Genomic DNA, 13,282 nt, shown 5'->3' with positions numbered 1-13,282 from the left:
GCCTCAGAAACGCGGGCGGTCGATAGGCGGCGGCGGCGTGGCGCGACGGCGCAGCTCCTCGGCGTAGGCTTCGACCTCCTGCGCCGTCTTCAGCGTCTGGGGCGACATCTGGCTGGCGTCCAGGCGACGATTGATCTCGGCGAGAAACGCAGCCGGGTCGCTGTTCAGCGTCCAGTCGATACGGGCCATCTCGGCCGTCAGAGCAGCGCTGCGGCCTTGCAGGCGTCCCACATCGGCGGCGATTTCAGTCGGCGGCGGCAAGGGCGTACTGCTGCGCGGGAAATCGGCCCAGCGCGGATATTGGCGATTCTCATCGACCAGTTGCTGGATGCGGGGCGCCAACGGCGAGGTCGGGTCGGTTTTCGGCTCGAAAGCCCCGACGCAGCCGCCCAAAATCAGCGCTGAACTGAGGGTCGCCCCCCAGGCCGCCGTCCATCCCGTCTTTTTCAGCATAAGCGCGTTCATTTCCGTTACTGACATATGCCATCATCGCGTCGGGAGGAAGGCGCGCGCATTCGCTCGTCCCCAACGGAGGTTCGCCATGGCCAAGCGCCCGACCAAGGCCCCGCTCCAGCAGACAGCGCCCGCCGAGGCGCCCGCGCCGCGCAAGGCTGGCCGCCCGACCTCAGCCAAGCCGCGCGCCAGGAAGGCCGCTGCACCGCCTGAACAGCCGCAACCGGCGCCCGCCCCGGAACCGACGCCGCAGGACGAAGCCCCCTCCTCCGCGCCCGACTTCATGGCCTTCAGCACCGAACAGCGTCAGCAGCTGGAAACCCTGTCGTTGAACCTCGCCAAGGCGGCGATGATGGCTCAGACGGCGGTGGCCGAGGCGGCTCTATCGCAGGCCGACCGCCCCGCCGCCCTGTCGCCCGACCCGTTCAATGTGGCCCCGGCCATGTCCTCGGTCATGACCAGTCTGGCCGCCCGCCCCGAAAAGCTGTTTCAGGCCCAGGCCGACCTGTTCGGCCGCTATATGGAGCTGTGGTCGACCACGACCCGCCGGGCGATGGGTGAGACGGTCGACAGCCCCGCCCCGTCCGACAAGCGGTTCCGCGACCCTGCGTGGTCCGAGAACCCCATGTTCGACATGATGCGCCAGTCCTATCTAGCCACCTCGGACTGGATGAACAGCCTGGTCTCCAGCGTCGAGGATGTGGACCCGCGCGTGAAACGCCGCGCCGAGTTCTTCACCCGCCTGCTGACCGACGCCTTCTCGCCCGCCAACTTCCTGGCGTCGAACCCTGTGGCGCTGAAGGCCTTGGCCGAGACCAGCGGCGAATCCCTGGTGCGCGGGATGCAGAACTTCGCCGCCGATCTGGAGCGCGGCGCCGGGTCGCTGAAGATCAGTCAGGCCGATTATGGCCGCTTCGTCCTGGGCGAAAACGTCGCCACGGCGCCAGGCCAGGTCGTCTGGCGCGATGAGCTGTTCGAACTGATCCAGTACGACGCCGCGACGGATCAGCAGCACGCCGTCCCGCTGCTGATCTTCCCGCCGTGGATCAACAAATTCTACATCATGGACCTGCAGCCGGCGAATTCCCTGATCCGCTGGCTGAGCGCGCAGGGCTTCACCGTCTTCGTCTGCTCGTGGGTCAACCCGGACCGCGACAAGGCTGAGTTCGGCCTCGACGACTATATGAAGAAGGGCGTCTATCGCGCCGTCGAGAAGACGCTGGAGCAGACTGACCAGAAACATCTGAACGCCGTCGGCTACTGCATCGGCGGCACCATGCTGGGCGCCACCCTGGCGCACATGGCGGCCAAGGGGGACGACCGCGTCGCCTCCGCCACCTTCTTCGCGGCCCAGCACGACTTCGCCGAGGCGGGCGACCTGCTGCTGTTCACCGACGAGCACTGGCTGGCCGAGATCGAGCGGCTGATGGACGAGGCGGGCGGCGTCCTGCCCGGCACGGCGATGGCCGACACCTTCAACGCCTTGCGCGCCAATGACCTGATCTGGTCCTTCTTCGTGTCCAACTATCTGATGGGCAAGGCGCCGCCCGCCTTCGACCTTCTGGCGTGGAACGCCGACCAGACGCGGATGCCCAAGCGGCTTCACCTGCAATACCTGCGCCTGATGTACGGCCAGAACGCCCTGGCGAAGGGCGAACTGAAGATCGACGGCGAGGCCATCGACCTGTCGAAGGTCCACATCCCCCTCTACTTCCAGGCCAGCCGCGAGGATCACATCGCACCGATGAACTCGGTATATCGCTCGGCGCGGCTGTTCGGCGGGCCGGTGACCTATACGCTGGCCGGATCGGGCCACATCGCCGGGGTCATCAACCCGCCGTCCGCCAACAAGTATCAGCACTGGGTCAACGCCGCCCTTCCCGAAACGCTTGAGGAATGGCAAGCGGAGGCGCAGCAGCATCCAGGCAGTTGGTGGTCGCACTGGGCCGATTGGCTGGGCGCGAAGTCGGGCGAGAAAATCTCTGCTCGCGATCCTAAAGCCGGGCCGCTGAAGCCTATCGAACCGGCGCCCGGCGCCTATGTGAAAGTGAAGTCTTGAAGCGTATCGAGCCCAACCTGCTGCTGGCCGTCGCCACGGCCATTCCGCTGATCCTGCTGATCGCCACGGCGACCCTGTTCGGCGCGCCGGGCCAACTGATCAAATATCTGGCGATTGCGATCATCGTGCCCGCAGCCTTCGTGCCGCTGAACGGCATCATGGCCAGGCGGATGGGAATGCAGCGTCCGCCGATGATCCATCCTCACGCCGCCTCAACCGCCGTCTGGGCTAGCCTGTTTCCGGCGCTGATCATCCTGGCGGCGGGCGTGCCGCTGGTCTTCCCCGGACACGATTACGGCCTGCTGATCATCATCGCCGCCGTCTTCTTCGGCGGGACGGTGGAGTCGGCGGTCAAGGCGGCGCGGGCGCACTGACCGCGCGCTCCGGACGGCCTCACTTGAGGCCGGTCGCCTCGTCCAGACCCAGCATGATGTTGAGGTTCTGAACCGCCGCGCCCGAAGCGCCCTTGCCCAGATTGTCCAGCAGGGCGACCAGACGCGCCTGCTCCCCGCCTCGATCGCCGAAGACGTACAGGCGCATCCGGTTGGTGCCGTTCAGGCCCTCGGGCTCGATGCCGGTCATGGCATCAGCCTCGTCGATCTCCGCGACCTCGACGAAGCGCTGGCCCTCATAGGCCTCGACCAGAGCGCCGTGCAGCCGCTCGACCGACGGCGTTTCAGGCAAGGCCGACAGGTGCAGCGGGACCTCGACCAGCATCCCCTGCCGATAGTTCCCCACGGCGGGTGAGAACAGCACCGGACGTGACAAGCCCGCGTGCTTCGTCATTTCCGGCACGTGCTTGTGCTTCAGCGTCAGGCCATAGGCGCGGAAGGCGGTGGACGCGCCCTCAGCTTCAAACTCGGTGATCATGGCCTTGCCGCCGCCGGAATAGCCGGACACCGCATTGATCGTCACGGGCCAGTCAGCCGGAACCAATCCCGCCTTCACCAGCGGCCGCATCAGGCCGATGAAGCCGGTCGGATAACAGCCGGGGTTCGACACCCGCGTCGAGGCGGCGATGGCCGCGCGCTGGTCCGCATCCATCTCGGCGAAGCCATAGGTCCAGCCGTCCGCCACGCGATAGGCGGTCGAGGCGTCGATGACCCGCACCTTGGGATTCTCGATCATCGATACGGCTTCCTTCGCCGCATCGTCAGGCAGGCACAGGATGACCGCATCGGCGCTGTTCAGCGCCTCGCGCCGCGCCTCGACATCGCGTCGGCGGTCGCCCAGCAGCATCAGTTCCAGATCGCCGCGCGCCTCCAGACGCTCGCGGATCTCCAGACCGGTAGTTCCGGCCTCGCCGTCGATGAAGATGGTGTGGGTCATGCGCATCTCCTGCCCTTCTCCCCTTGTGGGAAAAGGTGGCCCGTCAGGGCCGGATGAGGGGTCAGACGAACCCCGAGAATTCAGCAGATTTGAGACGCTAGCTCAAATTGTTAGGTCGAGATCAAACGGCGCTTCTCTCGCGCGCCACTTGTCGCGCCTCAATCAAAAGATCGCGTATTCGACGCTCGCCATCGGCATTCACTGGTAAGTCGATGTTCGCTGCGGCAGCACGGATCGCTTCGAGTGCAGGATCTGCAATATCCACCGAAATGAAGTCGTCCCAATCATAAGGGGCGCCACGATTCTCGAGAAAGTTTGACAAGCAGGAGACAACGTCTTCCGGCGCCCGCTGCACTTTCCCTGAAAAAACACGCGCCATTATTTTCATCCAAGAAATCTACATTGCGCTCAAAAAAGAAAAAAGGCGCCCCGGGTTTCCCCGAAGCGCCCTTGTATTCCCACTCGCGGTTGCGAGTTAGCGCTTCGAGAACTGGAAGGACTTGCGCGCCTTGGCGCGGCCGTACTTCTTACGCTCGACGACGCGGCTGTCGCGGGTCAGGAAGCCGTGCGGCTTCAGAACCTTGCGCAGTTCCGGCTCGTAGTGAGTCAGGGCGTGCGACAGGCCGTGGCGGATGGCGCCGGCCTGGCCCGACAGGCCCGAGCCCTCGACGGTGCAGATCACGTCGTATTGGGTGGCGCGGTCCGAGACGTTCAGCGGCTGGGCGACCATCATCTGCAGCACGGGGCGAGCGAAATACGCAGCCACGTCCTTGCCGTTGACGGTGATCTTGCCGGTGCCGCGCTTCACCCACACGCGGGCGATGGCGTTCTTGCGCTTGCCGGTCGAGTACGAGCGGCCCAGGGCGTCGATCTTCGGCTCGCGGACGATTTCCTCGGCAGCAGCGGTGCCCAGGCCCTTCAGGGCGTCAAAGCCGGCGGCGGTGTCTTGAGTCACGTCGGTCATGCTCAGGCGCTCCGGGTGTTCTTGGACGACATCGACTTGAAGTCGATGGTCGTGGGCTGTTGGGCTTCGTGTTCGTGCGCCGCGCCGGCGAACAGGCGCAGGTGGGTCATCTGCTTGCGAGCCAGCGGCGACTCCTTGGGCAGCATGCGCTCAACGGCCTTCTCGAGCACGCGCTCAGGGAAACGACCGCCCAGAACCTTCTCCGGGGTGGTTTCCTTGATGCCGCCGGGGTGGCCGGTGTGGCGATAGTAGACCTTGTCGGTGTTCTTCTTGCCGGTGAACACCACCTTGTCGACGTTGGTGACGACGACGTAGTCGCCGCAGTCAACGTGCGGGGTGTAGGTCGGCAGGTGCTTGCCGCGCAGGCGGTTGGCGATGAAGGTCGCGAGGCGGCCCACCACGACGCCTTCGGCGTCGATGTGGATCCACTTCTTCTCGACCTCGGCCGGCTTCAGCGAAGCCGTAGTGCTCTTCAGCATGATGAGGGTCCTGGAAGACGAAAAACGCGGCTCGATCCGGACGGATTGAGCGGAGGCCGTGCTGATAGAGGGTCCGCACGCAGAGGTCAACGCCGCTCGCGACACCAATAACACACCAAAGCATTGAAAAATATCGACTATTTGTTAATGGTATTAAAATACCCACTCCATTCGGCGTAAAACACGTGGGCCAAGGACCGGAAAACGCCGCTCAACCCTCCCGGCGCGACGGTTTTCATCTTCTCGCACGAATCCAGACGCGGTAATCGCGGGCCATGCCCTCTCGCTTCCTGTTTCCGACCCAGGTGTATGAAGCCACCCTCGCCTCGGCGCGCGGATGGAGCGAACTGCACGAGGAGTTGCTGGACCTGTGCCTCGTCATGGCGGAGGAAGACGAGGCGGGGATCGAATGGTGCCGCGCCAACCACTATCCGGGCTACACATCCTACGGCTCGATCAACGACCTGCCTCAGCGATTTCCCGAGTTCGCCGAGCTGAAGAAGCTGCTGGACAAGCACGCGGCGCTCTTCGCCCAGAGCCTGCATTTCGATCTGGCGAAAAAGCTGCGGCTCGACAATCTGTGGGTCAATGTCCTGATGCCCGGCGGCGGGCATACCGGCCATATCCACCCACATGCCGTCCTGTCCGGCACGATCTATATCCACATCCCCGACGGCGCCTCATCGCTGAAGATCGAAGACCCGCGCCTGGCCATGATGATGGCCCGTCCCGGCCTGACCGCCGAAGCGAGCGAAGCGGAACAGCCCTTCGTCTATCTGAAGCCGGCGCCGGGCACGGTGCTGATGTGGGAAAGCTGGCTGCGTCACGAAGTGCCCGCCAACCGCGCCGAAGAACAGCGCATCTCCATCAGCTTCAACTACGCCTGAGGCCGACGAGGACCGATATACGCCCTTCCGCCGCCGCATTTCTCGCGAAACCTGCGTCAACGGCCAAGCTTTGGAGGGGAATGGATGCGGGTTTTCAACACGGCGGCGACGATCGCCATGTTTGCAACAGGCGCACTTCTGTTGGGTGCGTGCGGCGAGAAGGCGGACGCCGTGACCGCGACCTCGAACGCCTCTGCGAGCGCTGATGGCGCGCCCTATGTGTTGCAGGGCACCCAGGTCTGGAGCGTGCCGGACCCCGTATCCGGTCGGAACTATCAGGTCTTCGTCAGCTTGCCAGCCAGCTATGAGGCCGAGCCGAACCGCCGCTATCCGGTCCTCTATGTCACAGACGCCGATTACGCCTTTCCCATCATTCGCCAGATCGCCCGTCGAGTTAATCTGGAGGGGCCAGTGGTGCAGGACTTCATCCTGGTCGGCCTGTCCTACGCCGAGGGCGACAAGGGCGCCGAAAGCCGCCGCCGCGACTACACGCCTACGCCCAATGGGCCGAACAATTCCGCCGGAGACATTCACGGCGGCGGCGCGGCCTATCAGACCTATCTGAAGTCACAGGCCCTGCCGTTCATCGAGCAGAAATTCCGCGCCGATCCCACACAACGCGTGCTGTTGGGACATTCCTATGGCGGCCTGTTGGGCGCCCAGATCCTGTTCAGCGATCCGGCGATGTTCAGCGGCTATGTCCTGGGGAGTCCGTCGCTGTGGTACGATAAACGTCATATGCTCGGGGCCGAAGCCGACTATGCCCGCACCCATGATGATCTGAAGGCGCAGGTCTTCATGTATGTCGGCGGCTATGAGGTTCCCGGCCCTGACCGCCGCAACACCAGCGGCGCAAATCTGGTGGCTGATATGAAGACGCTGCAGGGCAATCTGCTGTCTCGCAACTATCCGGGTCTGAAGGTCAGTTCGATCGTGCTGGAAGACGAGGATCACCTGACGGTCGCTCCGATCGGCTTCACACGCGCACTGGAAGCGGTCTTGCCAGCTCGCTGAAGATCGCCATTGAAAAGCCGCGCCCCTGTCCGAAGATTTGCCCAAAGCCTTCGGGGTCGCTACATCCTCCGGCAACTTCCCATCCGCACTGAATCAAAGGCGCGACGCGACGCATGGCGCAACAATATATCTTCCAGATGCAGGGCCTGACCAAGGCCTATCCCGGCGGCAAGAAGGTCTTCGAGAACATCTGGCTCAGCTTCTACAACGACGCCAAGATCGGCGTCGTCGGGGTCAACGGCTCGGGTAAGTCGACCCTGCTGAAGATCATGGCCGGCCTGGACCACGAGTTCCAGGGCGAGGCGCGCGCCGCCGACGGCGTCAAGCGCGGCTATCTGGAACAGGAACCGCAGCTGGATCCGGCCCTGAACGTTCGCCAGAACGTCGAGGCCTGGTGCGAAGAGAAGCAGTGGGTCAACCGCTTCAACGAAGTCGCCAACGAGCTTGGCGAAAACTACACCGACGAACTGATGGAGGAGATGACCGCCCTCCAGGAGAAGATCGACGCCGGCGACGTCTGGGACATCGACAGCCGCATTGATCAGGCCATGGGCGCCCTGCGCTGCCCGCCGGACGACTGGGAAGTCACCAATCTGTCGGGCGGTGAAAAGCGCCGCGTGGCGCTGGCCCGCCTGCTGCTGTCCAAGCCCGACATGCTGCTGCTCGACGAACCGACCAACCACCTGGACGCCGAGTCGGTGGCCTGGCTGCAGCACCACCTGGAAAACTTCCCCGGCTGCGTCATCCTGGTGACCCACGACCGCTACTTCCTGGATCTGGTGACCAAGTGGACGCTGGAGCTGGACCGCGGCAAGGGCCACCCCCACGAGGGCAACTACTCCTCGTGGCTGGAAGCCAAGACCAAGCGCGTCGTGCAGGAGCAGTCGGAATCCGAAGCCCGCCAGCGCGCCCTCACCCGCGAGCTGGAATGGGTCCGCTCGGGCGCGAAGGCCCGTCAGGCCAAGTCCAAGGCCCGTCTGGCCGCCTATGAGAAGATGGTCGCCGAGCAGGAGAGTTCCGCCAAGGCTCAATCCTTCGCCGCCATCCAGATCCCGCCTGGCCCACGTCTGGGCAACGTCGTTCTGGAAGTGACCGGCCTGAAGAAGGCCTATGGCGACAAGGTTCTGTTTGACGACCTGAACTTCAAGCTGCCGCCCAACGGCATCGTCGGCGTCATCGGCCCCAACGGCGCCGGCAAGTCGACCATGTTCAAGCTGATCACCGGCCAGGAACAGCCCGATGGCGGCACGATCAAGGTGGGCGAAACGGTCAAGCTGGCCTATGTCGACCAGTCGCGCGACGACCTGAAGCCGGACGACACCATCTGGCAGGCCATCTCCGGCGGCACCGACGTGATGATGGTCGGCAAACGCGAGATCAACACGCGCGCCTATGTCGGCTCATTCAACTTCAAGGGCGGCGACCAGCAGAAGAAGGTCGGCCAACTGTCGGGCGGTGAGCGTAACCGCGTCCACCTGGCCAAGACCCTGGCCACCGGCGGCAACCTGATCCTGCTCGACGAACCGACCAACGACCTGGACATCGAAACTCTGCAGAACCTTGAAGAGGCGCTGGAAGAATTCGCCGGCTGCGCCGTGGTCATCAGCCACGACCGCTGGTTCCTGGACCGTCTGGCCACCCACATCCTGGCCTTTGAAGGCGACGGCCACGTCGAATGGTTCGAGGGCAACTTCGAAGCCTATGAACAGGACAAGATGCGCCGCCTGGGCGCGGACAGCATCATTCCCAAGCGCATCCAGCACCAGAAGTTCGGTCGCTGATCCAGCGCATAGACTGACAAGCGGCCCTCCGAGCAATCGGGGGGCCGTTTTTCTATGCCCTTCCCGCTCATCCCGGCGGACGCCGGGATCCAGTAAGAGCCCAAGTCACCAAGGGTCCAACATCGTTTCTGTCGCCAAAGCACTGGGTCCCGGCGTCCGCCGGGATGAGCGGTGAATGAGAAAGCTGGCGCTCCAGCGAAAGCGGGATAGTCTGCCCCCATGACCCAGCGTCCCGCCGTCCTGATCATGCAGCGGCATCTGGCCCCGCTGAGCGCCTTCCTGGAAGGTGCCTACGATGTCTATCGCTTCTGGGAAGGCCCGCCGATCGAGGCGGCAGACGACATTCGCGCCCTGATCGTCGCGGGCGAGTTCGAGTTGGACAAGGCGCTGATCGAACGCCTGCCCAATCTGTCGCTGATCGCCTGCTTCACGGCTGGATATGACGGCATCGATGTCGAGTGGTGCCGCGCGCGCGGCCTGCCCGTCACCCATGCGCCCGGCGTGAACCACGAGGACGTGGCCGACCACGCCATCGGCCTGATCCTGGCCGCGCGTCGACAGATCGCCGAGGGCGACCGCACCATCCGCGCTGGCGAATGGAAGTTGTCCACGCGCAGCATCACCACTTCGCTGGGCGGTCAGCGATTGGGGATCGTCGGCCTGGGCCATATCGGCGAAGCCGTGGCGCGCCGCGCCGAGGTCATGCGCATGGATGTCCGCTGGTGGGCGCCGCGCGCCAAGGAAGCCGTGTGGCCGCGCGCCGACAGCCTGATCGAACTGGCGCGCGGTTCCGACATCCTCGTCGTCGCCTGCCGGGCGGACGAGAGCAACCGGGGTCTGATCTCGGCCGAGGCGATCGAGGCGCTTGGACCGACGGGCCTGCTGGTCAACGTTGCGCGCGGACAGTTGGTCGATGAAGACTCCGTCATCGCCGCGCTGAAAGACGGCCGTCTGGGCGGCGCGGCCCTCGACGTCTTCGCCGAGGAACCGACCGAGGCCGCGCGTTGGGCGGGCGTGCCCAACACCGTCCTGACGCCTCACACCGGCGGCGCCACGACCGAAGCGGTGCAGGGGATGCTGATGCTGCTTCTACAGAATCTCTCGGTCCACTTTGCGGACGAGCCGCTGAAGACGCCTGTCGCAGACTGAAATTCTGCCCCTCGGGGGCTGTCTGCCCTCCATTCCAGACACGCAAAGAACGATCCGTGCCTGCATGACGTGGATAGAAGACGCGCGCGACCAGATTTTGCTTGCATAAGCGTATAAGGATATCTTTATACGACCTATGACACTGACTGCTGACCAGACCGTTGAAGCCCTGCGCGCCGCCGGCGAACCGACTCGCCTGCGCGTTCTGTCACTGCTGGCTGCCGAAGAGCTCTCGGTGATGGAGTTGTCGCGCGTTCTGGACCAGAGCCAGCCGCGTGTCTCGCGCCATCTAAAGCTGATGGCCGACGCCGGTCTGATCGAACGGTTCCCCGATGGCGCGCGCGTCTTCTACCGCCTGTCGCACGACGCCCTGTCGCGGCGCTTGGTCGACACCGTGCTGGATCTGCTGGACGACGGCGAGGGCGAGGCCGACCATCGCCGTCTGGACGAGGTGCGCAAGGAGCGCGCCATCGACGCCGCCCGCTACTTCGAGCAGATCGCGCCCCAGTGGGACCAGATGCGCAGCCTCTATGTCTGCGAAAGCGCAGTCGAGGCCGCGGTCGAGCGCGCGGCCGGGTCAGGCCCGTTCGAGCGCGTAGTCGATCTGGGCACCGGCTCGGGCCGGATGCTGACCCTGTTCGGCAAGAAGGCGAAGATGTCGGTCGGCCTCGACCTGTCGCAGAATATGCTGAACATCGCCCGCGCCAATGTCTCCAAGGCCGGGCTGGACAAGGTCGAGTTGCGCCACGGCGACATCTTCTCGACCCGCCTGCCGCACGAAAGCGCCGATCTGGTGATCGTCCACCAGGTGCTGCACTACCTCGCCGATCCGGCCGCCGCCGTGGCCGAGGCCGCGCGTCTGGTCATGCCGGGCGGCAAGCTACTGATCGTCGACTTCGCCCCCCATAAATTCGAGCACCTTCGCGAGGCGCATCAGCACCGCCGTCTGGGCTTCCCCGACGCCGAAATCCGGGAATGGCTGACCGAGGCGGGTCTCACGCCCTCGGCGCCCATCGCCCTGCCGCCCGACACGGAAGGCCTGACCGTTCACATCTGGACCGGCGAACGCGCCGCGAGCCCCGTCCGAAAGACCGCCTGATGGCCCCCTCCTCTCTCGCCGAAGCCCGCGCCCTGCTGCTGTCGCCGCTGGGTCCGGTGGCGCGCGCCGGATCGAACCGCAACGCCGTCAACGTCTCCTTCGAGTTCTTTCCGCCCAAGACCGACGCGGCCGAGGCCAATCTATGGTCGGCCATCCGGCGGCTGGAGCCTCTGAACCCGGCCTTCGTCTCCGTCACCTATGGGGCGGGCGGCTCAACGCGCGAGCGGACCCACCGCACGGTCCAGCGCATCATCAGCGAGACCACCCTGCGACCGGCCGCCCACCTGACCTGCGTCGAGGCCAGCCGCGCCGAGGTCGACGAGGTCATTGAAGGCTACAAGGTTATCGGCGTCGATCACATCGTCGCCCTGCGAGGCGACCCGCCCGGCGCGGCTGGCATCGGCGGCGCCTATACGCCCCGCGCCGACGGCTACGCCAACGCCACCGAACTGACCGCCGCCCTCAGCCGCATCGGTGGGTTCGAGGTTACGGTCGGCGCCTATCCGGAAAAGCACCCGGAAAGCCCCTCCATCGACCACGACATCGACGTGTTGAAGGCCAAGGTGGATGCAGGCGCCACGCGCGCCGTGACCCAGTTCTTCTTCGACATCGAGGCCTTCCTACGTTTCCGCGACCGGGTGCGGGCGGCGGGCGTGACCATACCCCTGATCCCCGGCGTCATGCCGGTGTCCAACTTCGCGGGGCTGAAGCGGATGACGGCGGCGTGCGGCGCCGCCCTACCCGACTGGCTGGCGGGCCATTTCGACGGGCTGGACGATGACCCGGAGACGCGCAAGCTTCTGGCCGCCTCCATCGCCGCCGAGACCTGCGCCCGCCTTCAGGAAGAGGGCTTTTCGGACTTCCACTTCTACACCCTGAATCGGGCCGAGCTGGTCTATGCGATCTGTCGCGTTCTGGGCGTGCGCGAAACCAAGGCTGTTGCGTAGATGACTTCTCCCCTGAGCCGCGCTGAACGGATCGCCGCCCTGCACGCGGCGGCGAAAGAGCGCATTCTGGTGCTGGACGGCAGCTGGGGCGTGATGATCCAGCGCCGCGACCTGACGGAAGAGGACTTCCGGGGCGAACGCTTCCGCGACCACAGCCATCCGCAGAAGGGCAACAACGACCTGTTGATCCTGACGCGGCCCGACATCATCGCCGACCTGCACGATGTCTATTACGCCGCCGGGGCCGATATTTCGGAGACCAACACCTTCTCCTCGACCACCATCGCCCAGGCCGACTATGGGCTGGAGGACGCGGTCTATGACCTGAACTATGAAGGCGCCCGCATCGCGCGCGAGGTCGCCGACCGCTGGACCGAAAAAGAGCCGCACAAGCCCCGCTTCGTCGCCGGCGCCATCGGCCCGACCAACCGCACCCTGTCGCTGAGCCCCGACGTCAACGACCCCGGCTATCGCGCCGTCACCTATGACGAGGTCTATGAGGCCTATAAGCAGCAGGCCCGCGCCCTGCACCACGGCGGCGTCGACATCTTCCTGATCGAGACGGTGTTCGACACCCTGAACTGCAAGGCCGCGATCAAGGCGATCAAGGATCTGGAGGACGAAGGACTGGAGCCCCTGCCCCTGTGGATCTCGGGCACCATCACCGACCGCTCGGGCCGGACGCTGAGCGGCCAGACGGCCGAGGCCTTCTGGAACTCGATCCGTCACGCCAAGCCTTTCGCTGTCGGCTTCAACTGCGCCCTGGGCGCCGAACTGATGCGGCCGCATATCGCCGAGCTGAGCCGCGTCGCCGACACCCTGGTCAGCGCCTATCCCAACGCGGGCCTGCCCAACGCCATGGGTCAGTATGACGAACAGCCGCACGAGACGGCCCACTTCCTCGAGGAATGGGCGAAGTCGGGCCTCGTCAACATCGTCGGCGGATGCTGCGGCACCACCCCCGACCACATCCGCCACGTCGCCGAAGAGGTCGCAGGCGTGACCCCGCGCGCCGTACCCAAACGCCCTGTCGCCCTGCGCCTGTCGGGTCTGGAACCGTTTGAGCTGGTGTCGTGACGACCCACTGTTCCTTCCTTCTCCCCTCGGGGGAGAAGGTGGGC

Annotated in this window: 14 protein-coding genes; 9 read left to right on the top strand and 5 right to left on the bottom strand. The window is 65.1% G+C overall.

Going from position 1 to position 13,282, the window contains the following annotated elements:
• Positions 1-3: 3 nt before the first annotated feature.
• Entirely contained in the window at positions 4-453 is a 450-nt protein-coding gene (locus tag H556_RS0109185) for a hypothetical protein (RefSeq protein WP_245559456.1), read from the bottom strand.
• Between the two features lie 88 nt (positions 454-541).
• Between H556_RS0109185 and phaC the strand changes: the two genes are divergently transcribed.
• Together phaC and H556_RS0109175 are read left to right on the top strand one after the other, a co-directional pair.
• A complete protein-coding gene (gene phaC / locus H556_RS0109180; RefSeq protein ID WP_024354148.1) occupies positions 542-2,512 on the top strand; it encodes a class I poly(R)-hydroxyalkanoic acid synthase in 1,971 nt (656 codons plus the stop codon).
• Positions 2,509-2,886 carry a hypothetical protein gene (locus tag H556_RS0109175; protein ID WP_024354147.1) on the top strand — a complete coding sequence of 126 codons (378 nt, stop codon included), beginning with the start codon at positions 2,509-2,511 and terminating at the stop codon, positions 2,884-2,886. The genes phaC and H556_RS0109175 overlap by 4 nt, the downstream gene beginning before the upstream one ends.
• Positions 2,887-2,905: 19 nt before the next feature.
• Here the strand turns inward: H556_RS0109175 and argC are convergent, their stop codons facing one another.
• From argC to rplM, 4 genes are all read right to left on the bottom strand, one after another.
• Positions 2,906-3,841 (bottom strand): N-acetyl-gamma-glutamyl-phosphate reductase, encoded by a 936-nt coding sequence (argC, locus tag H556_RS0109170; protein ID WP_024354146.1) that lies wholly within the window; start codon positions 3,839-3,841, stop codon positions 2,906-2,908.
• Between the two features lie 121 nt (positions 3,842-3,962).
• Complete coding sequence (locus H556_RS16335; RefSeq protein ID WP_147399870.1) at positions 3,963-4,220, bottom strand: hypothetical protein; 258 nt, start codon at positions 4,218-4,220, stop codon at positions 3,963-3,965.
• Between the two features lie 96 nt (positions 4,221-4,316).
• Complete coding sequence (gene rpsI / locus H556_RS0109165; protein WP_024354145.1) at positions 4,317-4,805, bottom strand: 30S ribosomal protein S9; 489 nt, start codon at positions 4,803-4,805, stop codon at positions 4,317-4,319.
• Between the two features lie 2 nt (positions 4,806-4,807).
• Positions 4,808-5,281, bottom strand: a complete 474-nt coding sequence (gene rplM / locus H556_RS0109160) for a 50S ribosomal protein L13 (RefSeq protein WP_181409293.1) — start codon at positions 5,279-5,281, stop codon at positions 4,808-4,810.
• 278 nt (positions 5,282-5,559) lie between these two features.
• On the opposite strand from rplM, the gene H556_RS0109155 reads away from it, so the two are divergent.
• From H556_RS0109155 to H556_RS0109125, 7 genes are all read left to right on the top strand, one after another.
• Positions 5,560-6,171, top strand: a complete 612-nt coding sequence (locus tag H556_RS0109155; protein ID WP_024354143.1) for a TIGR02466 family protein — start codon at positions 5,560-5,562, stop codon at positions 6,169-6,171.
• Positions 6,172-6,255: 84 nt separating this feature from the next.
• Positions 6,256-7,185, top strand: a complete 930-nt coding sequence (locus H556_RS0109150) for an alpha/beta hydrolase (protein WP_024354142.1) — start codon at positions 6,256-6,258, stop codon at positions 7,183-7,185.
• Between the two features lie 113 nt (positions 7,186-7,298).
• Positions 7,299-8,966, top strand: coding sequence for an energy-dependent translational throttle protein EttA (gene ettA, locus H556_RS0109145; protein ID WP_024354141.1), 1,668 nt, complete (start codon positions 7,299-7,301; stop codon positions 8,964-8,966).
• Positions 8,967-9,185: 219 nt separating this feature from the next.
• On the top strand, positions 9,186-10,115 hold the full coding sequence (locus H556_RS0109140; RefSeq protein ID WP_024354140.1) for a 2-hydroxyacid dehydrogenase: 930 nt from the start codon (positions 9,186-9,188) through the stop codon (positions 10,113-10,115).
• 136 nt (positions 10,116-10,251) lie between these two features.
• Positions 10,252-11,214 (top strand): ArsR/SmtB family transcription factor, encoded by a 963-nt coding sequence (locus H556_RS0109135; RefSeq protein WP_024354139.1) that lies wholly within the window; start codon positions 10,252-10,254, stop codon positions 11,212-11,214.
• On the top strand, positions 11,214-12,161 hold the full coding sequence (gene metF, locus H556_RS0109130; RefSeq protein WP_024354138.1) for a methylenetetrahydrofolate reductase [NAD(P)H]: 948 nt from the start codon (positions 11,214-11,216) through the stop codon (positions 12,159-12,161). Before H556_RS0109135 ends, metF begins: the two co-directional genes overlap by 1 nt.
• Positions 12,162-13,238 (top strand): homocysteine S-methyltransferase family protein, encoded by a 1,077-nt coding sequence (locus tag H556_RS0109125; RefSeq protein WP_024354137.1) that lies wholly within the window; start codon positions 12,162-12,164, stop codon positions 13,236-13,238.
• Positions 13,239-13,282: the final 44 nt, after the last annotated feature.

The organism is Brevundimonas naejangsanensis DSM 23858, assembly GCF_000421705.1.
In the GTDB taxonomy this organism is placed as follows: domain Bacteria; phylum Pseudomonadota; class Alphaproteobacteria; order Caulobacterales; family Caulobacteraceae; genus Brevundimonas; species Brevundimonas naejangsanensis.
This window is presented reverse-complemented; position numbering and strand designations above follow the sequence as displayed.

Bases quoted from the DNA above. Each gene is read 5' to 3' on its own strand.
- H556_RS0109185 (WP_245559456.1), bottom strand. From the start codon at position 453: ATGCTGAAAAAGACGGGATGGACGGCGGCCTGGGGGGCGACCCTCAGT.
- phaC (WP_024354148.1), top strand. From the start codon at position 542: ATGGCCAAGCGCCCGACCAAGGCCCCGCTCCAGCAGACAGCGCCCGCC.
- argC (WP_024354146.1), bottom strand. From the start codon at position 3,841: ATGACCCACACCATCTTCATCGACGGCGAGGCCGGAACTACCGGTCTG.
- H556_RS16335 (WP_147399870.1), bottom strand. From the start codon at position 4,220: ATGGCGCGTGTTTTTTCAGGGAAAGTGCAGCGGGCGCCGGAAGACGTT.
- rpsI (WP_024354145.1), bottom strand. From the start codon at position 4,805: ATGACCGACGTGACTCAAGACACCGCCGCCGGCTTTGACGCCCTGAAG.
- H556_RS0109155 (WP_024354143.1), top strand. From the start codon at position 5,560: ATGCCCTCTCGCTTCCTGTTTCCGACCCAGGTGTATGAAGCCACCCTC.
- H556_RS0109150 (WP_024354142.1), top strand. From the start codon at position 6,256: ATGCGGGTTTTCAACACGGCGGCGACGATCGCCATGTTTGCAACAGGC.
- ettA (WP_024354141.1), top strand. From the start codon at position 7,299: ATGGCGCAACAATATATCTTCCAGATGCAGGGCCTGACCAAGGCCTAT.
- H556_RS0109140 (WP_024354140.1), top strand. From the start codon at position 9,186: ATGACCCAGCGTCCCGCCGTCCTGATCATGCAGCGGCATCTGGCCCCG.
- H556_RS0109135 (WP_024354139.1), top strand. From the start codon at position 10,252: ATGACACTGACTGCTGACCAGACCGTTGAAGCCCTGCGCGCCGCCGGC.
- metF (WP_024354138.1), top strand. From the start codon at position 11,214: ATGGCCCCCTCCTCTCTCGCCGAAGCCCGCGCCCTGCTGCTGTCGCCG.
- H556_RS0109125 (WP_024354137.1), top strand. From the start codon at position 12,162: ATGACTTCTCCCCTGAGCCGCGCTGAACGGATCGCCGCCCTGCACGCG.